Below are 23,098 nucleotides of genomic sequence, written 5' to 3'. Positions count from 1 at the left end.
TGATCAGGCGGCGCGCAGGTTTTGCAGCACCACGCCGCTCTTCGGCAGTGCGGGCATCTCACTCATCGCAAGATCGAGGTTCTGGCGCGGCATCTCGTAGGTCAGCCCGCTGAACCACTCCCCGAATGCCAGCATCAGATCGGTGGTCAGGTCGAGGCCTGGGCAGGGGTTGCCAGTCACCTCATCGCCCGCACCCTGAGCCAGCAGCGCATAGGGATCAATGGTGAGGTTGTCGAAGCGCGACGGACGGAACATGGCCGGGTGATCCCAGAGCCGCGCGTCGTGGTTGATGCCGTACAGGTCGAGCACCACGCGTGTCCCGGCCTCGACCGTCGCGCCCGCGATTTCCACGTCCTTCGATGTCCGCGCCCGGACGAAGGGCACCGCCGGATAATAGCGGCGGACTTCCTGCACAAAGGAGTGGGGCCGCTCGGACATATCGCGGTGACCATTTTCGCGGGTCGCACAGGCATGAGCCATGAAGGTGAAATACGTCGCGACGCCTGTAATCGCGTTGAGATGGTTGAGGAACTCCGTGCCCGCTTCCTTCCTGTCAGGGGGAAGCATCTCAGCGGTGTAGTAGCTGGCCACCTGATCGGCGAGACCGTCGCGGGTGACTTCGCGGGTGTTGGCCCGGATCTCGCCAATCAGTGTCGCGGCCCAGCTTTCGAGACGTTGTTGGCTGGGTGCCGCACCCACCTTGCGCAGGGACGTCGGAATCGCATGGCCGGAACGGGTGATAAGGTCTTCGGCGACCTTCTCGGCCTCGCCCTCGGACAGCGTAAGACCCGCCCATTCGAGCGTTGCGCGGGTCAGCACGCGCACCATCTCGTCGCGCAGGACGATCTCATTGGGGGCACGCTCGGACAGGGCCTTGAGCCCGGCCTCGACCCTACCGATCAGGGCCTCACGCTTTTCCGGCGCAATCGCGTCGGTCAGGAGCGCACGACGGCGCTGGCGCTCGGTCTGTTGCGTCTCCGCGTCGGTGTCGTTGCCGCCAATGAAGCCGAGGATTTTGCCCGAACCCGTTGGGGAGACGGTCGCAAAGCCGCCGGTGTAGAACTGTTCGGCCATGTCGCGTCCGGTCAGGAAGACAGTGTCACTGAGCAGAAGCTTGCCTCGGAATGCATCGGCGCCGACCCGCAGGGCGGTCTGGGACAATGTGCGATAGGGATCGCGTGCGAGTGCGACGGTCAGGTCTCCCTGGGGTGAGACGGGTAGCGACATGAGATCCTCCGGCTGAATGAACTGATTTGGAAACTGGGTCGTGGCCCCGCGAGGTCAATGCACCCTGGCAAACCCGGCGAAGATGTGCCGGGCTGCGTGAGTCAGAGCCTGCGAATGCGTAGCTTTGTAATCCGGTTGTCCAGTCTCTGCATGACCTCGAACCGATACCCGTAGAAGGAGAAGACCTGCCCCTCATTCGGGATAATCTGGGCGCCGTGGAGCACCAGACCCGCGACGGTGTTGGCTTCCTCATCCGGGAGGCCCCAGTCGGCAGCGCGGTTCAAGTCGCGAATGGTCATCCCGCCATCGACGATCCAGTCGCCATTCTTCTCTACAGAGTATTGATCGGCTTCGTGATCGTCGAACTCGTCGGCGATCTCTCCCACGATCTCCTCAAGAATATCTTCGAGAGTGATCAGCCCGAGCAGTGCGCCATACTCATCCACAACCAGTGCGAAATGGGTGTGTTTGCGCAGAAATTCCCGCATCTGGTCGTCAAGGGTCGTGACCTCCGGAATGAAATAGGCGGGCATGGCGACTTCGGTGATGTCGAAGGTCGACATATCCCCACCCGCCATCTCGCTGGCCGCGCTACGGGCATACATGGCGCGGGCCAGATCCTTGGCGTGGATGACACCGATGATGTTCTCATAGGTCCCGCGATAGACGGGCAGGCGGGTATGCGGGCTCGACAGGCACTGTTCGAGGATCTTGCCGGGGTCATCATCGGCATCGATCATTTCGATTTTCGAGCGGTGGAGCATGATCTCGTCCACCGTCCGCTCGCCCAGATCCAGCGCGCCGAGGATCCGGTCGCGGTCCTCCTTCTCCACCACGCCTTCGGAATGACCGAGGTTCAGCGCACCTTCGATTTCTTCCCGCAGAGCGAGGATGTGGCTGTCCGGGTCGGTCTGCACGCCGAACAGTTTCAGGATTGCACGAACCAGCGCGCGGACCGCGCTGACGATCGGCGAAAAGAGTTTGACAACCACCGCAATGGGACCCGAGACGCCAGCGGCTGCGGTTTCGGCATTTGTGATGGCGTAGGTCTTCGGCAGCACTTCGGCGAAGATCAGAACGAGGAAGGTCATGATCAGCGTCGCCATCGCCACGCCCGATTCGCCGAAGAGACGGGTGAACAGCGCGGTGGCCAGCGAGGTGGCGAGGATGTTGACGAGGTTATTGCCCAGCAGCACGGAGCCGATCAGCCGCTCGCTGTCTTCGGTGATCTTCAGCGCGCGGGCGGCACCCTTGTTACCTTTATCGGCCTGCGTGCGCAGCTTGCCCCGGGAGGCGGCGGTCAAGGCGGTTTCGCTGCCGGAGAAAAAGCCGGAGCAGGCCAGCAGGACGAAAATGGCAGCGGCGGAGGTCCAGAATGCGGTGTCGAACATGACGGCTGAGGGTGTTTCCTGTGAGGGGCGCTTGCCCGGTTAAGTCTGTCGGTGGGTTATTGTTCCGTAGACAGCGGATGGTGGCGGATCACAAGCTCATGCAGGCGATCCTCCAGAACATGTGTATAAATCTCGGTGGTGGCTACATCCGCGTGCCCGAGCAGCGTCTGAATCGTCATGAGATCCGCGCCGCCCGCCAGCAGATGAGTTGCGAAAGCGTGGCGCATGGTATGGGGTGTGACGCGGGATGGATCGACCCCGGCGGCGACGGAGATCTCCTTGATAATCTGGAAAAACCGGTGCCGGGTCAGGTGGCCCAACGCGCTCCGCGACGGGAACAGGTGACGCGCTGGATGGGCGGAATCTTCGGCGGCATCGCGGATTTTCAGCCACTCCCGCAAGGCTATGCGAGCCGATTCGGTCAGGGGGACCATACGCTCCTTGTCCCCCTTGCCGCGCACGAGCAGCATTTGGGGATCGCCCCGTGCGCTGCTGACGGGTAGCGAGACCAGCTCGGTCACCCGCATCCCGGTGGCATATAGCAGCTCCATCAGGCAGCGGTTCCGGGCCCGGTCAGCGGGGCTGCGGCCCGTTTCGGTCGCCGCGTCCAGCAGGCGCTCGACCTCCTCGACACTGATGGTTTTCGGCAGCTGTCGTGCCCTGCCGGGTCCCTTGATCCGCAGAGTCGGATTATCCTGCCGCCATCCCTCTTCATAGGCAAAGCGGAAAAAGCTCTTGAGCGAGGAGAGACGCCGGGCGCGCGTGGACTGAGCGAGCCCCTCGGCCTCGCAATCGGCCAGATACTGCTCGATTGAGGCCCGTGACATCGTTGCAAAGCTTTCGCCCTCGGCCGCCATCCAGTCGCAAAAGATCGCCAGATCGCGCGCATAGGCGAGTTGCGTATTCTGGGCCGCCCCGGCCTCTGCGGCATGAGCTTCGAGGAAGGTCGCGATGAGACGCTGCGGCGATGGCTCGGCGCTCATGGCAGGAGGGTCCGTTCCGCGTAGATGCGACGGGCCCGGTTCTCCAATCCCAGCGCCATAAGTGTGGACAGCGCGCGGGCCTCGGTGTCTGCGTCTTCGCTGACCGTCAGATCAGTGACCGCGCGCAGCAATGCCTCGCCCGGTCGTCCGTCAGCGATCAGGGCTGCATCGCGGGGAGACGGGGCGGGCAGGGGCGGCAGGTCGATGCCCGTCGCCAGCGCATCAAGCTGCCGCGCCTCGGACGTTTCTAGACCTAAGGCTGCAACCGCTGCACCGTAGCTCTCTGCCAGAAACGGCAGCAGACCGGTCTCGCCCATTACAGTGGCGGCATTTTGCAAGGCGGTTTCGATCGTCTCCAGGTCGCCGGTGTCGAGCGCCTTTTCGAGCTGTTGGACGGCCTCGGCTGTGGGCGGCGCGGTTTCGCCTGATGCGGGCAGGTCGGTCAGGTAGAGCTTCATCAGCCGCTCAGGCGGGATCGCGCCATGCCGCGCCAGCCGTTCGGCTGCCGCGATTCGGGCACTCATCGCCTCAATCTCCCGCAAATCCGCATGGGCAAAAGCGATGGGCAGCGCAGCCGTACGCAAAGGTTCTCCCAGCGCCTCATAGATGACGAATTCGAACGGGGTCGGTACACGCGGCGGAGGCAGCGTCAGGCCGTCATGCTCCTCGTCAAGAAACCGCAACATCAGTTCCCGCTGAGCCGGCGTGATCTCACCCAAAATCACGCCGGTTTCCAGAGTGATGACAGCCGCAGGCCAGTCTCCCTGCCGGGCATGACAAAAGACCCGCGCGGGATAGATGCTGGTGGACGGTGGCAGGGTTCCGATTCTTTGACACGCAGCGTTTTCCCGACCGGTCATCAGCGCAATATTGGCCCAGCGCATGAACAGTTCGGGGCTCTCAAGTCCCGCCGTCTTCAGCAGTGCGCTGGCGGTGGACAAATCTCCCAAACGGACCAGCGTATCGACCCGTGCAAGGAACAGATCGCGTGCCTGATCGCTGTCATCGGGCGGCGTATCCCCGACGGACAGGGCATCGCGCAGCAGCGCCATGGTGGCGGCCTCGGTCGGTTGCGGCACCGTTTCCAGTAACGCACTGAGCATTGCCGCGCTGGAGCGGCTCCACAGCGCATCAGGCAGGCCGAGTGCCGCGGGCTGGGCCAGCCCCACGCGGTCCGGATCCAACGTCGGAAGCGCCGTCACAATTATCCGGTCTCCGAGCAAGGCTTCTTCGGGATGGACTTCCACGACCTCTTGGGCGACGCCAGAGTCCGGTTCGGGCAAAGCGGCGGTCACCACCTGAGCGCTGGCCTGCGCCAGCGCGGCCTCTCCCGCGAGGAGAAGCGCAAGGCTCCAGAGCCTACCGGGCATCAAGCGTCACAGGATCCACGCGCTCGCTCCGGTCAGGGTCCATGTCGCCGAGATAGGCGTAGCCGGTCAAACCGACCACGGTCAGAATCACCAGAAACACCACAAGTTTAAGTAACCGGATCACGCTGCCTGCCTTTCAAAACGCCCCATTGTCCCACATCTTCGTGTGGGTCCCATGCTTTATAGCTGGTCATTCGAGCAAGATCACGTCATTCAGTGACCTGAACGCAACCTTGATTACCGTACACGATAGGCCATGCACCGTTTGAAGAAAACCGTTGTCATGATCGGGATGATGGGTTCGGGTAAGACCGCGGTCGGCACTGCTCTTGCCCGTGCGCTCGGGGTGCCCTTTATCGACTCAGATCACGAGATCGAACGGGCCTCAACTCTTTCGATACCCGAGATCTTTGAACGCCACGGCGAGCCGTTTTTCCGGGATCGCGAGGCGGAGGTGATCGCACGGCTGCTCGACGGAGAGCCGGGGATCCTGTCCACTGGCGGCGGGGCCTTTATGTCGGAACGCAATCGGCAGACCATCTCCGAGCGCGGCGTGGCACTTTGGATTCGCGCTGATGCGGAACTGCTGTGGACCCGCGTCCGTCACAAGGACACGCGCCCCTTGCTCAGGACCCCGGACCCGAAAGCGACGCTCCTGGAGTTCATCGAAAAGCGCGATCCTGTTTATGCGCTGGCCGATCTGGTGGTGGATGCCGAGCCGGGCATCAGCATTGAGGAGATGGCGCAGAAATCCATTGGTGTTCTGGCCACACGACCCGACGTTCTGGAGACCCTATGACCCGAGAAACCGTGCATGTGTCGCTTGGCGACCGGTCTTATGATGTGGAAATCGGCAGTGGCCTGCTGGCGGAGGCGGGCGCGCGGATTGCGCCGCTCCTGAAGCGCCCGCGTGTGGCCATCGTCACCGATGAGACCGTGGCCGGTCTGCATCTGGCGGCGCTGGAGGCATCGCTCGACGCCGCCGGGATCGCCCATTCCGCGATGGCGCTGCCGCCGGGGGAGGCTACCAAGAACTGGGCCCAACTTGGCACAGTGGTTGAATGGCTGCTGGCCGAAAAGATCGAGCGGCGAGATATCGTTGTGGCCTTTGGCGGCGGGGTGATTGGCGATCTGGCGGGATTTGCCGCCGCAATTCTGCGCCGGGGTGTGCGCTTTGTGCAGATCCCGACCTCGCTTCTGGCGCAGGTGGACAGCTCCGTGGGCGGAAAGACCGGCGTAAACGCTGCGGCGGGCAAGAACCTGATCGGGTCTTTCCACCAGCCCGCGATGGTGCTGGCCGATGTGGAGGTGCTTGCCGCGCTGCCCCCGCGCGATTTTCTCGCTGGCTATGGCGAGGTGGTGAAATACGGGCTGCTGGGGGATGCGGATTTTTTCGCGTGGCTGGAGACGAATGGCCCCGCGCTCGCGGCCGGTGATGTGGCACTCAGGACCGAGGCCGTGCGCCGATCTGTTCAGATGAAGGCCGACATTGTCGAGCGGGACGAGACCGAGGCCGGGGATCGGGCGCTCTTGAACCTCGGCCACACCTTCTGCCACGCGCTGGAGGCCGCGACGGGCTATTCGGACCGGCTGCTCCACGGTGAAGGTGTCGCCATTGGTTGCGCGCTGGCCTTCGAGCTGTCCGCGCGTCTGGGTCTGTGCAGCCAGGAAGATCCCTCCCGCGTGCGCGCCCATCTCGCCGCCATGAGGATGAAGCGCGACCTTGCGGACATCCCGGGCGATCTGCCGGACGCTGACGGGCTGCTGGATCTGATGGCGCAGGATAAAAAGGTCGTGGACGGGCAATTGAGGCTGATCCTTGCGCGCGGCATCGGCTCCGCCTTTGTCACCAGTGACGCCCCGCGCGAGCAGATCTGCGCGGTGCTGGCGGAGGCTCTGTCGGCGCGGTGAGCGGAACCGTTCTGTTCGACGAAGGCCCCGGCGGCGCCCCGGCGGAGTTCACCTCGCCCGTGGCGCTGATCCGGGCTGACACGCCCGAAGAGGTCCCCGGCGCGCTCGCGGCCATGGAGGCGGCGCAGGCAAGGGGGCAGTGGCTGGCGGGATACGGCAGCTACGAGTTGGGCTATGCCCTGTCGCGCAAGCTCGCACCCTTGATGCCCGAGGGACGGGACGTTCCTCTGCTGCTGTTCGGCGTCTTCGACGGCCCGCAAACGCCCGCTCCCCAGACGTCCGGGCCTGCGACGCTCTTTGATCTCGTCCCAGTCTGGGACGCTGCCACCTACCGCGCTGCATATGACACCGTGCAGGACTACATCTCTGCGGGGGATATCTATCAAGCCAATCTGACCTTCCCGATCAACGCCCGCGCCACCGGCGCCCCGCGCGATTTGTATAACGCGCTGGTGGCCCGGCAGAGCGTGCGGCTGGGTGCCTTTGTGGATCTTGATGGTCCGTCGATCCTTAGCCGATCCCCCGAGCTCTTCTTTGCCATAGAGGGTGGCCGCATCCGCACTCGTCCGATGAAGGGGACTGCCCCGCGGGGCGCCACCCCGGATGAGGATGCACGGCTGGTTCGGGATCTGGCGGGATCGGAAAAGAATCAGGCCGAGAACCTGATGATCGTGGACCTGTTGCGCAACGATATCTCGCGGATTTCCCGCATCGGTTCGGTGAAGGTACCACGGCTCTTTCACGTCGAAACCTACGCGACCGTCCACCAGATGGTGTCGGACGTGGAGGGGATCCTCCTGCCCGGCATTGGGCTGACCGATATTATGCGGGCGCTGTTTCCTTGCGGCTCGGTCACCGGCGCGCCAAAGATCCGCGCCATGGAAATCCTGCGCGAGCTCGAACAGGGGCCACGCGGGGTCTATTGCGGCGGCATCGGCTGGATCGCGCCCTATGGGGATATGCGGTTTAACGTGGCGATCCGTACGCTGACCTGCTGGCCCGACGGGCGCGTGCGGCTGGACGTAGGCGGTGGCGTGGTCCACGATTCGACCGGCGACGGTGAATATGAGGAAGCCCTGTGGAAAGCCCGGTTTGCGGATCTCTCCCGCCCGACCTGAAACTCATTGAGACCCTGCGGCTACTGCCGTCGGGCCCCCTGCGCGGTGCGCGGCATCTTTCGCGGATGGCGCGCAGTGCGGCTGAGTTGGGTATTGCGTTTGACGCTGGTGAGGCCGCCCAGCTGCTCGACGCCGCCCGTGTGTCGTGCGCGCTCCGGGCGCGGCTGACGCTGGACCTGCACGGGCGGCTCGATCTGACCTGCGCTCCGCTGACCCCTGCGCCGGAGATCTGGCGGGTGGCATGGGCATCTGAACGGGTCACCGCCGCAGACCGGTGGCGCCGGGTCAAGAGCACTGAGCGCGGCCTCTACGACCGGGCCCGGGCGGCTCTGCCAGAGGGTTGCGAGGAGGTGCTGTTTCTGAACGAGGCGGGTCGGCTGTGTGAGGGCAGCATCACGAGCGTATTCTTGGAGACTGGGGAGGGGCTCCTGACCCCACCGGTCGACGATGGCGCTTTACCTGGAATTCTGCGCGAAGAGCTGATCGCACGCGGGATCGCCCGAACCCGCAGCCTCACGCCCGAAGATCTCTCCGGGCGCAGGCTCTATGTGGGCAACTCTCTCAGGGGGTTGCGTGCGGCGCGATTTGAGGGCGCCCCGGACCGATAATCCAGTGTCGGAAAAGCCGTCCGGGTTTGTGATCAGAACGGAATGTCGTCATCCATATCGGAATAGCTGCTGCGACCACTGCCGCTGCTGCTCGGAGCCGCACCGCCCGAGGCGCCACCATCCCCGTAGCCGCCGCTATAGCCACCGCGATCCTCGTATCCGCCGCCTGAGGCACCACCCCCGGCGTTGTCGCCGCGCCCGTCCAGCATGGTCAGGGTCGAGGTGTAGGGGCGCAGAACGACCTCTGTGGAGTAGCGGTCCTGACCGCTCTGGTCCTGCCACTTCCGGGTTTCAAGCTGGCCTTCGATATACACCTTAGAGCCTTTGCGCAGATATTGCTCGGCGACACGCGCCAGCGGCTCCGAGAAAATCGCAACCGAGTGCCATTCTGTGCGCTCGCGGCGTTCGCCTGTGTTGCGGTCCTTCCACGTCTCCGAGGTGGCGATGCGCAGGTTGCACACTTTACCCCCGTTGGAGAAGGTCCGCACCTCCGGATCGCGTCCCAGATTGCCGATGAGGATGACCTTGTTCACCGATCCGGCCATGTGCTCACTCCTTCATGATTCGGATTTGCCTTGCAGGCTGTCATACCCAATCCGGGTGGACCAGCCGTTACCTGCCAAAGGAGCGCTTCGGGGCTGGATTTATGAAGCGCTCTTGTCTAGCGTTGCGGCGTTAGAAAGAGGCCGAAGACATTATGCGATTGTTTCTTTTCCTGCCGCTTCTTCTCCTGCCGCTCAGCGCGCAAGCCGAGACCCTGTTCGGCACCAAAGGGCAGGGTCGGTTCCAATCCAAGCTGAGCGTTCTGGATGGTCGGGCGGCCAGCCAGTACCAAAATTCTGATCGCCTGAGACCAGAGGTGAAGGCGGGACCCGAACGCCGCAGTGCGGAGGTGACCCGTCTTGCCATCGTGCCGCGTTTCACCGGTAACTATAAGGGCGCCTATCTCAGCGATGCACGCCGTGCGGCGCGGCGCCATAACGTGCCCGAGGATCTGTTTCTTCGTCTCGTGCAGCGCGAATCCGGCTGGAACGCTGGTGCGGTTTCACACAAAGGTGCCATTGGACTGGCGCAGCTCATGCCCGAAACCGCCCGCCGCCTCGGCGTCAATCCCCACGATCCGAAGCAAAACCTCGAAGGCGGAGCCAAATATCTGGCGCAACAGTACAAAAAGTTCCGCGATTGGCGGCTGGCTTTGGCGGCGTATAATGCCGGTCCCGGTGCGGTTCAGAAATATGGGGGGGTGCCACCCTATCGCGAGACCACAGCCTATGTGGCCGCAATCCTCGGTCAGTAAAGCAACCCTGCAAAGGCCCCAGTCAGGGGCCTTTTTCTAACCTCAATCTGCCTCTGCGAGGCTGATCACCGGTTCCATCCGCTCAAGGATCTCCCGGGTGAGATGACACTTGATCTGGTGCGCCCCGTCGGGGCCGAAGCTCTGCATCTCTGGTACCTCTGTTTCGCACAGGCTCCCCGGCACGTCGGACTTCCAGCGGCAGCGCGTCTGGAACGGGCAGCCCGGTGGCGGTGACATGGCCGAGGGTACGTCCCCCTCCAGCACGATATGTTTTTTCTCGACTCGTGTGTCGGCGATGGGCACAGCCGAAAGCAGCGCCTCGGTATAGGGATGGTAGGGCGGCGAGAAGACCTCCGCCGTGTCACCAATTTCCACCACATGGCCCAGATACATGACCATCACCCGGTCCGAGAGATACCGTACAATCGACAGGTCGTGGCTGATGAACAGGAGCGTCGTCTTCTTGTCGCGCTGAATCTCCATCAACAAATCGGCCACTGCCGCCTGCACGCTCACATCAAGCGCCGAAACCGGCTCATCGGCCACCACGATCCGCGCATCCCCGGCAAAGGCGCGCGCGATCCCCACACGCTGTTTCTGCCCGCCCGAGAGTTGCCGGGGCATCCGACCGGCAAATTCGCGGGGCAGCTTCACGAGGTCGAGCAATTCCAGCATCCGCGCCTCGCGCTCAGCCTCACTGTCGCCAATGCCGAAGATTTCCAGCGCCCGGATGATTTGCCGCCCAACCGTCATGGATGGGTTCAGCGTGTCGAACGGGTTCTGGAACACCATCTGCACGTCGGCCACGGTCTGCGTGTCCCGCGCCTCAATCGGCGTGTCGCCAATGGCCTGTCCGTCGAGCAGGATCTCGCCATTGGTCGCGGTTTCCAGCCCCATCAGCACCTTGGCAAAGGTGCTTTTCCCGCAGCCGGATTCGCCGACGATGGCCAGTGTTTCACTCTCCCGCGCCTCGAAACTGAGGCTTTCATTAGCTTTCACTACCCGCGTCTCGCCCCCCTTCAGGAGCGACGACGAGGAGACCTCATAATACTTGCGCAGATCGTCCATCTTGAGCACGACCTTACCGGGTTCAGCGCTTTCCGTCTCGACCGCCCCGATCTCCTGGCGCTCCCAGTCGATCTCCCCGTGGCGAAGACAGCGGGTCTGATGCCGCCCCGCGCCCGGAAGATCCGTCATGGTCATCTTGCCCGCATCGCAGCGCCCGGCCACGAAATAGTCGCAGCGCGGCCCGAAATTGCAGCCGGGCGGCCGCTCATGGGGTAGGGGAAAGTTCCCGGGGATCGCCACCAGCGGTTTTGCGTGTTTGTCTGCGCCCGGCAGCGGAATCGAGCGGAACAGCGCCTGCGTATAGGGATGGCGCATCCGGTCGAACACCTCGCCAATCTCACCTGTCTCCACGGCTTCGCCCGAATACATCACGCAAAGACGGTCGCAGGTCTCAAGCACCAGACCTAGATTGTGGCTGATAAACAGGATCGAGGTCCCGTATTTCACCCGCAGGTCCTTAACCAGTTCGACCACCGCCGCCTCGACGGTCACATCCAGCGCCGTGGTCGGCTCATCAAGGATCAGCAGCGACGGGTTCGCCATTAGCGCCATGGCGATGACAATCCGCTGCTGCTGCCCGCCCGAAAGCTGATGCGGATAGGCCTCCAGAATGCGCTCAGGGTCGGGCAGCTTCACATCCCGCACCACCTCCAGAGCCCGCGCGCGGGCCTCGGCCTTCGTCGCGCCATCGTGCAGGATCGGCACCTCCATAAGCTGCCGCCCGACCTTCATCGCCGGGTTCAGGGAGGCCATCGGTTCCTGATAGATCATGGCGATATCACGTCCCCGGATCTGTCGGAGTTCGGCCTCTGACATCTCGGCCATGTCACGCCCGCGATACTTCACCGTCCCGGCGGTGATCCGCCCGTTGCCGCCGAGATACCGCATCACAGCCAGCGCCACGGTGCTCTTGCCGCAACCCGACTCGCCGACGAGACCCATGGCCTCACCGGGCTGCACGGTGCAGGAAAAGTCCATCACCGCCGGAATTTCCCGCAGGCGGGTAAAGAACGAGATCGAAAGCCCTTCGATCTCCAGTATCGGCGCTTCGCCCATCTCGCTCTCCATTTCCGCTCCAACCTCTTCGTGTTCCGAAATACCCCGGGGGAGCTGTCCGTCAGGACAGCGGGGGCAGCGCCCCTAATTCCACTCTCAATCCCTGAGCGACTCTTCCCGCAGCCCGTCCGCCAGCAGGTTCAGCCCCAGAACCAGTGTCAGCAGGGCGATCGCCGGAGCCAGCGCCGGATGGGGATAAATCGCCAACAGTCGTCGTCCGTCATTGATCGTCGATCCCCAGTCCGGGCTTTCAGGTGGCAGCCCCAGCCCGAAAAAGCCCAGCGTTCCCAACAGGATCGTCGTATATCCCACCCGCAGGCAGAAATCGACGATCAGCGGGCCGCGGGCGTTGGGCAGGATCTCCCAAAGCATGATGTACCATGGCCCTTCGCCCCGCGTTTGGGCAGCGGCCACATAGTCCCGGGTCTTTATGTCCAGCGCCAGACCCCGGACGATCCGGAACACCGTGGGCGCGTTGACGAAGACCACCGAGACAAAGACCGTCAGGATACCGCCTGGAATATCGAACAGGTCGAGCGCTTCGGGCAGCACCGGCAAAACGCCGAAGGGTTCTGAGATCAGCGACAGATAGATCCAGCCAAGCCCGAGGATCACCGCCACCAGCAGCCCTGTCCTTAGCGCGGGTCGCGTGTGGTAGCGGGCGTTCAGGAGGATCGTCAGGAACAGGATCGGAAACAGGAAGATCACTGCAGACATATAGGTCGGTATGCCTGTCTCAATGATCTCCGGTGTTACCAGCAGATAGAACAGCAGGATGACCGGGAAGGCGAGGATCAGGTTCGCGAGGAAGGTCAGGATCGTGTCGAATTTTCCGCCGAAATAGGCGGCGGGCAGGCCAAGCGTGATGCCCACCATGAAGGCAAAAGCAGTCGCCAGCGGGGCGATCTGCACCACCACCCATGCGCCAGAAACCATGCGGCTGAACACGTCCCGCCCCAAATTGTCGCCACCCAGCAGGTAGACAGGATAGGCGCCCTCATCCACGTCGCCGATCATCTTGTCGAAGGGCGTGCCGGGGGGCTCATTTTTCATGGCGCCGGACTGGGCCAGAGGATCGAAGGTCGCGATCAGATCCATGGCGCCGAAAAAAGCGGCAAAGACCCAGAACATCACCAGCGCAAAACCAACCGTGCCGATGGTGGAATCGAAGAGCTTGCCATAGAGGCCCAGCCGCCGGCGAAAGGTGTAGGACAGGGCCAGCGTAGCCACGAGGGCGATCCAGACCGGCAGGAGCCGCCGCGCCATCCCGCCAATGATCCCCGCCGACAGGTCCAGGATCACCCCGCCGATCAGGAACAAAGCCAGCAGAGCCAGGACGGACCCTAGCGCCCAGCGGACCGCCCGGTCGATCAGCTCCAGCGGACCGCTCCCGGCCGTCAGGGTGCCGTCGGGCAACGCCACGCTTTGCGCCGGAACGATCAAGAGGCTCACTACAAATCGCAGGATCGCGAGCGCGACCAGGGCCCCGGCGGCGATCCAGAGCGGGGTAATGAGGGGCGCGAGCGCGCCGGTCCAGCTCAGCGGCTCCATGCGGCTTCTCCCTTGGTCACAGGATGGCTCATGACACGCGGATCCTTGGGTTCAGATAGACATAACCGATGTCGGAAATGAGCTGGGTGATCAGCACCACAAAGACCGACACGACGGAGACGCCGAGCAGCAGTTCGATGTCGTTATTCGAGGCCGCCTGCACCAACGTCCAGCCGAAGCCTTTGTAATTGAACAAGGTTTCAACGATCACGACACCATTCAGGAGCCACGGGAATTGCAGCATGATCACCGTAAACGGCGCGATCAACGCATTGCGGAGCGCGTGTTTCAGGACCACTTGGCGGAAGGGAACGCCCTTGAGGATCGCAGTGCGGATATATTGCTGCTGCATGACCTCCGCCATGGAGGCGCGCGTCATCCGTGCGATGTAGCCCATGCCGTAGAGCGCGATGGTGATGACCGGCAGAAAGAAATTCTCGAAGGTTGCGTTCTCCATGGCCGAGGTTGCGGTGCCCTTGAACCATTTCAGCCCGACGGCGGAGGACGCAAAGACGGTGATCAGGATAACGCCCGAGACATATTCCGGCGTAGCGGTCGTCACAATCGAGATCGAGGACAGCCCCCGGTCAAGACGGCTGCCTTCGCGCATTCCGGCCAGCACACCGAGAATCAGCGCACTCGGGACCATGACCATCATGACCCAGAACATGAGCTTGCCGGTCAGACCCAGACGCAGGCCGATGATCCCGAGTACCTCGTCGCGAAACACCGAGGAATAGCCCCAGTCCCCCTGCACGACGCCACAGAACCGGGGCGCATCGTCAGGGATGGCCTCTGCCTGATCGAAGCACCGCCCTCGATAGGTCCCGTCCGGCTGCTCGATCACATAGCCGGGCACCACGCCCAGCCATTCTCCGTATTTCACAAAGATATTCTGGTCATAGCCCCGGTTCGCGAGCCAGGAGGTCACCTCGGCATCAGTCATGCGGGCATTGCCCTGGGTCTTGGCCAGCTTTTCGAGATTGGGCGCGAGATTGGTGAGGAAGAAGACCACGAAGGTCAGGCAAAGCGCCGTCAGGATCATGATCCCGAAGCGCCGCAGGATAAAGCCAGCCAAGATAAGGTCCTTTCGGCTTTGAGGTCCGGGCCGGTGTCACTCCGGCCCGGCAGGTCGCGGCTCAGGCAGAGAGGCCGAGCTTGTAGACGTGGATCTCGAAGGTCGGATGCGCTTCGGCGCCGATAACCTTGGCCAGGTAGTGGCGATAGATGCTCCGCCAATAAGGCTGGATGATGACGCCTTCGTCCTGCATGAGCTTTTCGATCTTCGCCATGATCTCAGATCGTTGGCCTGCATCGGCGATAGCCATGGCCTCTTCGAGCAGGCTGTCGAATTGCTCATTGGCAAAGCCGGATTCGTTCCACGCCTCGCCCGAGCGATAGGCGAGCGCCAGCACCTGCACACCGAGCGGACGCATGTTCCATTCGGTGGCGCTGAAGGGGAATTTCGCCCAGTCGTTCCAGAAAGTTGAGCCGGGCAGGATCGTGCGCTTTACGTTGATGCCCGCGTCCCGCAACTGGGCGGCAACGGCGTCCGAGGTGTCGCGCTGGAAACCGGAGTCGAGGCAAATCAGCTCATGCTCGTAATCGGCCATGCCGGCCTCTTCGAGCAGAGCCATCGCACCCTCCGGGTCGTAAACCGGCGCGTCGATCTTGGCATATTCGGGATGGATCGGGCAGACATGATGGTTTTCGGCCACTTCACCGAGACCGGCATAGCCAAGCTCCAGCAGAACCGAATTGTCACAGGCCATCGCCAGCGCGCGGCGGACCCGGGCGTCGGCATAGGGCTTCATGCCGTTCACCTCGGCCACCTGGTTGGGCCGGATCACCAGTGTGTTGGCGGTAACGGCATCGCTCTTTTCAAGGCCGAGGCTGTCCATGATCTCAATGAACTCACCGACGCTTTCATAGAGCATATCGACTTCTTCGGATTCGATCGCGGCCAGCCACGCGGCGGGGTCGGTGCCGTAATCGGTAAACTCAATCCGGTCGAGATAGGGGCCGCCATAGACCTCGGTGCCCCACCACTCGTGGTCCGCATTCCGCTCGATCACGGTGCGGACGTTGGGCGAGACCTCGACCGGCAGATAGGGGCCGGTGCCGATGGGGTTCGCTGCCGGGTCGCCATTGTCGTAGCTCTGATGGACCACCGCCGCCGGATAATCGGCAAAGCTGGCGATCAGCGTGATGTCCGGTCGGGGCAGGGTGATTTCCAGCGTGTGATCGTCCATCACCTTGACGGCGCCATCGAGGAGTTGCTTCGTCTCCGGATCGACCAGCGTCTTCAGGCGCCCGGCCATGGAGTTGCCCTCAACTTCCTGATCGCACCAGCGGGTGATGTTGTGGAGCACGTCCTGCGCGGTGAACGCGTCACCATTGTTCCACGTCACGCCTTGCCGGACTTTCAGGGTGTAGACGGTCGCGTCGTCATTGACCTCCCAGCCTTCGAGCAGCATCGGGCGGAGAGAGCCATCACGCTGATATTCGACGAGATATTCGAGCCAACCCCGGGTCTGGTTGGCGATCTCGGACCAGTCAGCGACCCGCGGGTCCTTGAGCGCGGGCAGTTCCATCTGGATACGCAGCGTCCCACCCTGCTGAGCCTCCTGCGCCATTGCCTTGCCGGGCGCAGTGGCCCCGATCAGCCCATAGGCCGCCGCTGCGCCAACCCCCAGCGCCGTGGCGCGGGTCAAAAATTCCCTGCGGTCGATCTGACCGTCGAGATGTTCCTGCGCGTGCATTTCAGCGGCCGGGTGGATCCGGGTCTTAACGAAGCTCATCGTGGCTCTCCCTGTGTTCTTTACCGTTTGCATGCGGACAGGTCGAACCTGATCAAGCGCTTACACGGCGGATTTGGGCATAGGTTGCACATGAATTGGGGGGGCGGGTCAACCCGATTGCATAGGTTGACGGCTCAAAAGCGACCATAATTTAGTCAGAAACCGACACAAATTGCGTACGATGGTCACCCGCCCGTCTCCCAAATGACCGCTCGATACTCTCTACAGTTCGCGTCAAGAACATTCGATAAGTTACTTGTATAGCGATTAAATCGAGAGAGTCCGCCAGTCCCTCATCCGCGACCGGAACCAGGTTCGTTGGCGCTTGGCATATTGGCGCGTCGCAATGACGCTCCGTTCGCGTGCCTCAGTAAGGGTCATTTCGCCGCGCAGATAAGCAACCAACTCGGGCGCGCCGATGGCCCGGTCACCGGGGCGGGTCGGATCGAAATCCGCCAGATTGGATCGGACCTCTTCAAGCGCTCCGTGTTCCAGCATCAGATCGAAGCGTCGTTCGATCCTTCGATTAAGCCGCTCAGGCGGCGCATCGATCACCACTGCCAGCGCGTCGCTCAGGGGCAGGAGCGGGGCCGGGGTTTCATCTTGCCAGTCCGCGAGACCGCGCCCGGTCGCCGTCTGAACCTCCCAGGCGCGCTGAACCCGCATGCGGTTGAGAATATCGATCCGGGAGCGGGTTCGGGGGTCGAGAACGGCCAGCATCATCTCGCGGTCGAGGTGATCCGCTTCGGCACGAACGTCCGGCGGCGTCGGGGGAATCTCCGCCAGACCCTCGGTGAGTGCCGTGAGATAAAGCCCGGTGCCGCCGACAATAATCGGGCGGGTGCCATTGAGAAGTGGTGCGATGTCGCGCAGCCAGTGGCCGACTGAGTAGGGCGTGATGCGGGACACATGTCCGTAGAGGTGATGAGGTGCACGGACGAGATCTTCGTCAGGCGGCCGCGCCGTAAGAACGCGCCACCCGTCGTAAACTTGCAAGGCGTCGGCATTAACAATCACACCGCCATGAGTTTCGGCGATCTCCAGAGCCAGGGCCGATTTGCCACTGGCCGTGGGCCCTGCGATCAGCACTGGACGGCTGTCAGCGCTCCTTCTGATCAGGTCGGCTGTATTCATCTGGCGAGAGGCCCCATCCGGCAGTTGTCCCGGCGACGCTTTTGCGACAAACAGGCAACGGATGCAAAGCGGGGCGCGACCATGACCGACACAGAGACCGACCGTCGTTACGACCGGGTGATGCTGAAAATTTCCGGTGAGGCTTTGATGGGGGATCAGGGCTTTGGCCTGCACCCGCCCACGGTCGAGCGCATTGCCCGTGAAGTGAAGTCTGTCCACGATATGGGCGTCGAGATCTGCATGGTGATCGGCGGCGGCAATATTTTCCGTGGCCTGCAAGGGTCTGCACAGGGCGGTGTTGACCGAACCACGGCTGACTACATGGGGATGCTGGGCACGGTGATGAATGCGCTGGCCATGCAGGGCTCACTGGAATCGCTGGGGATTCACACCCGGGTGATCTCGGCGATCACGATGAACGAAATCTGTGAACCCTACATTCGCCGCCGTGCTGTGCGCCACTTGGAGAAAAAGCGGGTCTGTATTTTTGCCGCAGGCACCGGAAATCCCTATTTCACCACCGACACCGCCGCAACACTGCGCGCGTCCGAGATGGCATGTGAGGCCATCTTTATGGGCAAGAACGGTGTGGACGGGGTCTATGACAAGGACCCGGCCAAGCATGATGACGCCAAGCGGTTCGACCGGGTGACCTATGATGATGTGCTCCAGCAGCACCTGAACGTGATGGATGCCTCCGCCATCGCCCTGGCGCGCGACAATCATCTGCCCATTGTGGTGTTCAGTCTCGATGAACCCGGCGGCTTTCGCGGGATTTTGCAGGGCGAGGGAACCTTTACAGTGGTGGAAGGATGAGGGGGCTTCTGGCCTTCTCACTGTGATTGCGGCATACCCTTTGTTAAGACCAACCCTGTTACGGAAGAACAGATATGTCAGACGATATCGATATCGACACCGACGACCTGCAGCGGCGGATGGATGGGGCCTTGCAGGCGCTGCGGCAGGAATTTGCCTCTCTGCGCACCGGTCGGGCTTCGGCGACGATGGTGGAGCCGATTATGGTCGATGCCTATGGAGCGATGACGCCGATCAATCAGGTGGGGACAGTAAACGTTCCCGAGCCGCGGATGGTGACGATCAGCATCTGGGACAAAAGCCTCGTTGGGAAGGCCGAGAAAGCGATCCGCGAATCTGGTCTGGGCATCAACCCGGTGATCGATGGCACGACGATCCGCCTGCCGATCCCCGAACTGAATGAGGAGCGTCGGCGGGAACTTGCCAAAGTGGCCGGCTCCTATGCAGAAAGCGCCCGTGTTGCGATACGCAACGTCCGTCGTGACGGGATGGACCAGTTGAAAAAGGCGAAATCGGCTGGCATGGGCGAGGACGATCAGAAGCTGTGGCAGACCGAGATTCAGGAGATGACCGACGCCCATATCAAGTCGGTTGATGACGCGCTTGAGCATAAGCAAGCGGAAATCATGCAGGTTTGAGGGGTCGCGCTGCGGCTCAGCGTGGGTGATTTGCGCGGCATGACGGGAACGAAGGGATGACGGCCATGGGGCAGGAAACGGAGAATGCATCGCCGCGGCATGTGGCATGCATCATGGACGGTAACGGGCGTTGGGCAAAATCGCGCGGCAAGCCCCGTCTCTTCGGCCATCACGCCGGCGCCCGACGGGTCAAGGAGATCGTGCGCGCATGTCCGGATCTTGGCGTCAAATATCTGACGATCTTTGCGTTCTCGACAGAAAACTGGCGCCGCACCCAGACCGAGGTCGCGGGGCTGATGAAGCTGTTCCGTCGCTACATTCAGGCCGAGGCCCGTGATCTGCTGGCCGAGGGCGCGCGGGTCCGGTTCATCGGCGACCGCGTGCGTCTCGATCCGAAGCTGGTGAAGCTGATGGATGAGCTGGAGCTTCTTACATCCCATAACGACCGCGTGCACGTGACGGTCGCCCTGAACTATGGTGGGCGGGATGAGATTGGGCGCGCAACGAAGCGGATGGCCGCCGAAGTCGCCGCAGGGCGTCTCGCACCGTCAGAGGTCGATGAGACGACCCTCGCGCGTTTCCTCGACACCCACTTCCTGCCCGATCCCGATCTGGTGATCCGCACCAGTGGCGAGGCCCGGATCTCGAATTTCCTACTCTGGCAATCGGCTTATGCCGAATATGAATTCGTCAACACTCTTTGGCCCGACTTCACTGTTGAAAAATTCGCGGAGGTCCTGTCGCGCTTTGGCTCCCGGGAACGCCGCTACGGTGCGGTCCCCGCATGAGCAGCGCCGGTCGCTGGGGTGATTTAGGCGAACGCCTCGGCGTCGGAGCGGCGATGGCCGTCGTGGCGCTGATCTGCGTCTGGGTCGGAGGGTGGCTCTTTACGGCGATGACCGTCGGCATCTGCGCCGTGATCACCTGGGAACTGGTGCGCATGCTCGATCCCGAAGCGCCGGCCATGCGTCTGGGTATCGTGGTCGGTCTCGCGCTCGCTGCTGAGTCGGTCCTTCCCACGGGGTACGCCCTGTTGTTGCTGGCCGTTCCCGTCTTTTACGGCGTTGCCACAATCAATGAGCATCGCCTGACCTACGCGCTCTACGCGACGCTGATCCAGCTCGCCGGTCTCGGACTGATCTTCCTCCGGCTTGATGACGGGATCACATGGATGCTCTGGCTGGCCCTCGTCGTCATCGTGACGGATGTGTTCGGCTATGTGTTCGGCCGTCTGATCGGCGGACCGAAAATGTGGACCCGCGTGTCACCGAACAAGACATGGTCCGGGACCATCGCGGGCTGGATCGGTGCAGCTGTGGTCGGTGGCGTTTTCGCGGCCATCCTCGGAGTGACGTCCGAACTGGTCCCGATTTCCATTGTTTTGTCGATGGCAGGGCAAGTCGGGGACGTGGCGGAATCTGCGGTCAAGCGTCGCGCGGGCGTCAAGGACAGCTCTGCGTTACTGCCCGGTCACGGGGGGCTTTTTGACCGGTTTGACGGTATGCTGGGGGCCTCGGTACTGCTGCTCCTCATCACGCCGCTCATTGGATTTCCTTTTCCCGTTGCAGGATAAGATTTTATGCGCCGCGTGACGATTTATGGGGCAACCGGCTCCATCGGCTGCTCGACCATTGACCTCATTTCCCGGGACCGTGACGCCTACCAAGTTGTGGCTCTGACCGGCGGGCGCAATGTCGCGCTCTTGGCCGAACAAGCGCGAAGGCTGGGCGCCGAAGTCGCAGTTACCGCTCATGAAGACTGCCTGACGGACCTGCGCGATGCGCTGGCCGGGTCGGGCGTCGAAGCCGCCGCCGGGCGCACCGCTCTGCTCGAAGCCGGGACCCGGCCAGCGGATTGGGTGATGTCCGGCATTGTGGGTTCTGCGGGGCTTGAGCCGGGTCTGGTGGCGCTGGAGCAGGGAGCCACGCTCGCGCTCGCCAACAAGGAGAGCCTCGTCTGCGCCGGCGAACTTCTGATGCGGACCGCTCGGAATGCCGGAGCCCGCGTCTTGCCGGTGGATAGCGAGCACTCGGCGGTCTTTCAGGCCCTCAACGGTGAGGACATGTCGCGCGTGGAGCGGGTGATTATTACCGCCAGCGGTGGGGCTTTCAGGGATTGGCCGCTCGACAAGCTCGCCCGCGCGACCCCTGCCGAAGCCGCCACGCATCCGAACTGGGACATGGGCCAGCGGATCACCATCGATTCGGCGTCGATGTTCAACAAGGCGCTTGAACTCATTGAGACACATGAGTTTTTCGGTATCGAGCCAAAGCGGATCGAAGCGCTGGTCCACCCCGAGAGCCTGATCCATGCGATGGTGGGATTCGTCGATGGGGGCATCATGGCCCATGTGGGCCCGCATGATATGCGTCATGCCATCGGGTATGCCCTGAATTGGCCGGATCGACAGGCTCTTCCGGTGGAGCGACTGGATTTCGCGAAGATCGGCCAGATGAACTTCATTGCGCCCGACGAGACCCGCTATCCGGCTCTCCGGCTGGCGCGGGACGTAATGGCGGCGGGAGGTCTTGCCGGGGCGACGTTCAACGCGGCCAAGGAACGGGCGCTTGACCATTTCATCGCGGGCCGGATCGGTTTCCTGCAGATGTCGGAGCTCGTCGAAGCGGTGCTCGAAAAAGTGAGTGCAGAGGGCTTTGGATCTGGCGAGATGCGCTTAGATGACGTGATGAGCGCGGACCGCACGGCGAGGGCGCTGGCCGATGAGCTGGTCCCAAAAATTACCACCTGAGGAGCTTTCATGCCCGATTTTCTGCCCGATTTCGGATCGTTGATCTTTACCATCGGCGCGTTCATCGCAGCCCTCAGCATTATTGTCGCGATCCACGAATACGGCCACTACATCGTCGGCCGATGGTCAGGGATTCAGGCTGATGTTTTCTCGATCGGCATGGGGCCGGTGCTGGCCTCGCGCGTCGATAAACGTGGCACCCGCTGGCAGATCGCGGCCTTCCCGGTCGGCGGCTATGTGAAGTTCCGGGGCGACGCGAATGCGGCAAGCGTTGGCAGTGATCCGGCTCCACAATCTGCGGCGGAGCGGCGCGAGACCATGTCCGGTGCTCCGCTATGGGCCCGGACCGCTACCGTCGCTGCTGGACCAGTTTTCAACTTTATCCTGTCGATCCTCGTCTTCGCCATCGTGCTTTCCGTACGCGGCGTCACCAGCGATCCGGTTACAATCGAACGTCAATTGTCTTTGCCGGGAGCGGAGGCGGTACTTCAGCAGGGCGATGAACTGATCGCGATTGCGGGCCTGGAGGTGACCGGCGCCGACGAGTTAGGCGCGGTGCTGACAGAGGTGCCGGTCGAGGAGCGGATCGATTACGAGATCCGGCGGTTCGGTGACCGGCGGATAGTCGAGGGCCCGTTTCCGCTGCCTGCCATCGTGGGCGGCGTGACGCCAAAATCTGCCGCGGCTGAGGCGGGGCTCGTCGAGGGTGATGTGATCCGCGCCGTAGATGGCGAGCCGGTTGTGGCGTTCGAAACGCTGAGGGACCTCGTCGGCAACTCCGATGGCAGCCCAATGCGTTTTTCGGTCTGGCGACCCGGCGCGGAGCAGGGCGGTGAAGAGTTCGACGTGACCCTGACGCCCAAGCGGATGGATCTGCCCACCGCTGATGGCGGCTTTGAAACGCGCTGGCTCATCGGTGTGACTGCGGGCGCGATCTTTGAGCTGGAGCGTAGTACGCCCGGACCTCTCGCGGCGCTGGGTTATGGCGTCGATCAGACGATCTTCATTGTGAAATCGAGCCTGTCGGGTCTGTACCATATGGCCATCGGGGCGATCTCGTCCTGCAACCTGCAAGGGCCGGTGGGAATTGCCGAGACCTCCGGTGCCGCCGCCAGCGCAGGTTTGTTGAGCTTCGTCTGGTTCATCGCGGTGCTGTCCACGGCCATCGGTTTGATGAACCTCTTCCCGATCCCAATTCTCGATGGCGGCCATCTGGTATTTTACGCCTACGAAGCAATTACGGGCCGGGCACCGTCGGAGCGGGCGTTGAACGCGTTGATGGTCGGTGGTCTGGCGCTACTGCTGAGCTTAATGGCTTTTGCGCTGACAAACGATCTCTTCTGCCCCTGACGCTGAGGGACGTTTTGACAAGCCCGTAGG

22 protein-coding genes are annotated in these 23,098 nt (G+C 62.7%); 11 read left to right on the top strand and 11 right to left on the bottom strand.

All coding sequences use genetic code 11. From position 1 onward, the window contains the following. Positions 1-3: 3 nt before the first annotated feature. From FEV53_RS07390 to FEV53_RS21865, 5 genes are all read right to left on the bottom strand, one after another. Entirely contained in the window at positions 4-1,227 is a 1,224-nt protein-coding gene (locus FEV53_RS07390) for a cytochrome P450 (protein WP_142834173.1), read from the bottom strand. Positions 1,228-1,328: 101 nt separating this feature from the next. Further along, entirely contained in the window at positions 1,329-2,618 is a 1,290-nt protein-coding gene (locus tag FEV53_RS07385; RefSeq protein WP_142834172.1) for an HlyC/CorC family transporter, read from the bottom strand. Positions 2,619-2,674: 56 nt separating this feature from the next. Further along, on the bottom strand, positions 2,675-3,601 hold the full coding sequence (locus FEV53_RS07380) for a tyrosine recombinase (RefSeq protein WP_142834171.1): 927 nt from the start codon (positions 3,599-3,601) through the stop codon (positions 2,675-2,677). Next, positions 3,598-4,971 (bottom strand): hypothetical protein, encoded by a 1,374-nt coding sequence (locus tag FEV53_RS07375; protein ID WP_142834170.1) that lies wholly within the window; start codon positions 4,969-4,971, stop codon positions 3,598-3,600. Before FEV53_RS07375 ends, FEV53_RS07380 begins: the two co-directional genes overlap by 4 nt. Beyond that, on the bottom strand, positions 4,961-5,095 hold the full coding sequence (locus FEV53_RS21865) for a hypothetical protein (protein ID WP_281283455.1): 135 nt from the start codon (positions 5,093-5,095) through the stop codon (positions 4,961-4,963). The genes FEV53_RS07375 and FEV53_RS21865 overlap by 11 nt, the downstream gene beginning before the upstream one ends. 132 nt (positions 5,096-5,227) lie before the next feature. Between FEV53_RS21865 and FEV53_RS07370 the strand changes: the two genes are divergently transcribed. Genes FEV53_RS07370 through FEV53_RS07355 form a run of 4 tightly spaced genes read left to right on the top strand, consistent with a single transcriptional unit; the run spans position 5,228 to position 8,608 of the window. Beyond that, positions 5,228-5,770, top strand: coding sequence for a shikimate kinase (locus tag FEV53_RS07370; protein WP_142834169.1), 543 nt, complete (start codon positions 5,228-5,230; stop codon positions 5,768-5,770). Then, positions 5,767-6,882, top strand: coding sequence for a 3-dehydroquinate synthase (aroB, locus tag FEV53_RS07365; RefSeq protein ID WP_142834168.1), 1,116 nt, complete (start codon positions 5,767-5,769; stop codon positions 6,880-6,882). Before FEV53_RS07370 ends, aroB begins: the two co-directional genes overlap by 4 nt. Continuing rightward, positions 6,879-8,000 (top strand): aminodeoxychorismate synthase component I, encoded by a 1,122-nt coding sequence (locus FEV53_RS07360; RefSeq protein ID WP_142834167.1) that lies wholly within the window; start codon positions 6,879-6,881, stop codon positions 7,998-8,000. Before aroB ends, FEV53_RS07360 begins: the two co-directional genes overlap by 4 nt. Beyond that, the gene (locus tag FEV53_RS07355) at positions 7,961-8,608 is read left to right on the top strand and encodes an aminotransferase class IV (RefSeq protein WP_142834166.1); all 648 of its coding nucleotides are present in this window, start codon (positions 7,961-7,963) and stop codon (positions 8,606-8,608) included. The genes FEV53_RS07360 and FEV53_RS07355 overlap by 40 nt, the downstream gene beginning before the upstream one ends. Positions 8,609-8,640: 32 nt before the next feature. On the opposite strand, the gene ssb is transcribed toward FEV53_RS07355, so the two are convergent. Continuing rightward, positions 8,641-9,153 (bottom strand): single-stranded DNA-binding protein, encoded by a 513-nt coding sequence (gene ssb / locus FEV53_RS07350; RefSeq protein WP_142834165.1) that lies wholly within the window; start codon positions 9,151-9,153, stop codon positions 8,641-8,643. A gap of 152 nt (positions 9,154-9,305) precedes the next feature. Between ssb and FEV53_RS07345 the strand changes: the two genes are divergently transcribed. Beyond that, positions 9,306-9,905: a lytic transglycosylase domain-containing protein gene (locus FEV53_RS07345; protein WP_142834164.1), complete on the top strand. Its 600-nt coding sequence runs from the start codon at positions 9,306-9,308 to the stop codon at positions 9,903-9,905. A 42-nt stretch (positions 9,906-9,947) separates the two neighbouring features. Here FEV53_RS07345 and FEV53_RS07340 read toward each other — a convergent pair whose 3' ends face one another. The 5 genes from FEV53_RS07340 to miaA form a co-directional block, all read right to left on the bottom strand. Next, positions 9,948-12,029, bottom strand: a complete 2,082-nt coding sequence (locus FEV53_RS07340; protein ID WP_246100751.1) for a dipeptide ABC transporter ATP-binding protein — start codon at positions 12,027-12,029, stop codon at positions 9,948-9,950. Between the two features lie 96 nt (positions 12,030-12,125). Next, a complete protein-coding gene (locus FEV53_RS07335) occupies positions 12,126-13,580 on the bottom strand; it encodes an ABC transporter permease (RefSeq protein ID WP_142834162.1) in 1,455 nt (484 codons plus the stop codon). A gap of 28 nt (positions 13,581-13,608) precedes the next feature. Then, on the bottom strand, positions 13,609-14,658 hold the full coding sequence (locus FEV53_RS07330; RefSeq protein WP_142834161.1) for an ABC transporter permease: 1,050 nt from the start codon (positions 14,656-14,658) through the stop codon (positions 13,609-13,611). 61 nt (positions 14,659-14,719) lie between these two features. Beyond that, positions 14,720-16,381: an ABC transporter substrate-binding protein gene (locus tag FEV53_RS07325; RefSeq protein WP_142834160.1), complete on the bottom strand. Its 1,662-nt coding sequence runs from the start codon at positions 16,379-16,381 to the stop codon at positions 14,720-14,722. A 267-nt stretch (positions 16,382-16,648) separates the two neighbouring features. Next, on the bottom strand, positions 16,649-17,515 hold the full coding sequence (miaA, locus tag FEV53_RS07320; protein WP_142834159.1) for a tRNA (adenosine(37)-N6)-dimethylallyltransferase MiaA: 867 nt from the start codon (positions 17,513-17,515) through the stop codon (positions 16,649-16,651). A gap of 81 nt (positions 17,516-17,596) precedes the next feature. On the opposite strand from miaA, the gene pyrH reads away from it, so the two are divergent. The 6 genes from pyrH to rseP all read left to right on the top strand — a co-directional run bounded on the left by pyrH (position 17,597) and on the right by rseP (position 23,068). After that, entirely contained in the window at positions 17,597-18,331 is a 735-nt protein-coding gene (pyrH, locus tag FEV53_RS07315) for a UMP kinase (protein WP_142834158.1), read from the top strand. 74 nt (positions 18,332-18,405) lie between these two features. Further along, complete coding sequence (gene frr, locus FEV53_RS07310) at positions 18,406-18,969, top strand: ribosome recycling factor (RefSeq protein ID WP_142834157.1); 564 nt, start codon at positions 18,406-18,408, stop codon at positions 18,967-18,969. A gap of 65 nt (positions 18,970-19,034) precedes the next feature. Then, positions 19,035-19,757: a polyprenyl diphosphate synthase gene (gene uppS, locus FEV53_RS07305; RefSeq protein WP_142834156.1), complete on the top strand. Its 723-nt coding sequence runs from the start codon at positions 19,035-19,037 to the stop codon at positions 19,755-19,757. Continuing rightward, positions 19,754-20,542, top strand: a complete 789-nt coding sequence (locus FEV53_RS07300; protein WP_142834155.1) for a phosphatidate cytidylyltransferase — start codon at positions 19,754-19,756, stop codon at positions 20,540-20,542. Before uppS ends, FEV53_RS07300 begins: the two co-directional genes overlap by 4 nt. Positions 20,543-20,548: 6 nt before the next feature. After that, the gene (gene dxr / locus FEV53_RS07295) at positions 20,549-21,718 is read left to right on the top strand and encodes a 1-deoxy-D-xylulose-5-phosphate reductoisomerase (protein WP_142834154.1); all 1,170 of its coding nucleotides are present in this window, start codon (positions 20,549-20,551) and stop codon (positions 21,716-21,718) included. 9 nt (positions 21,719-21,727) lie between these two features. Then, a complete protein-coding gene (rseP, locus tag FEV53_RS07290; RefSeq protein WP_142834153.1) occupies positions 21,728-23,068 on the top strand; it encodes an RIP metalloprotease RseP in 1,341 nt (446 codons plus the stop codon). Positions 23,069-23,098 lie beyond the last annotated feature (30 nt).

The sequence above is a fragment of the Palleronia caenipelagi genome (assembly GCF_007004065.1).
In the GTDB taxonomy this organism is placed as follows: domain Bacteria; phylum Pseudomonadota; class Alphaproteobacteria; order Rhodobacterales; family Rhodobacteraceae; genus Palleronia; species Palleronia caenipelagi.
The sequence above is the reverse complement of the archived record's forward strand: the minus strand, read 5'-3'. Positions and strand labels throughout refer to the sequence as shown.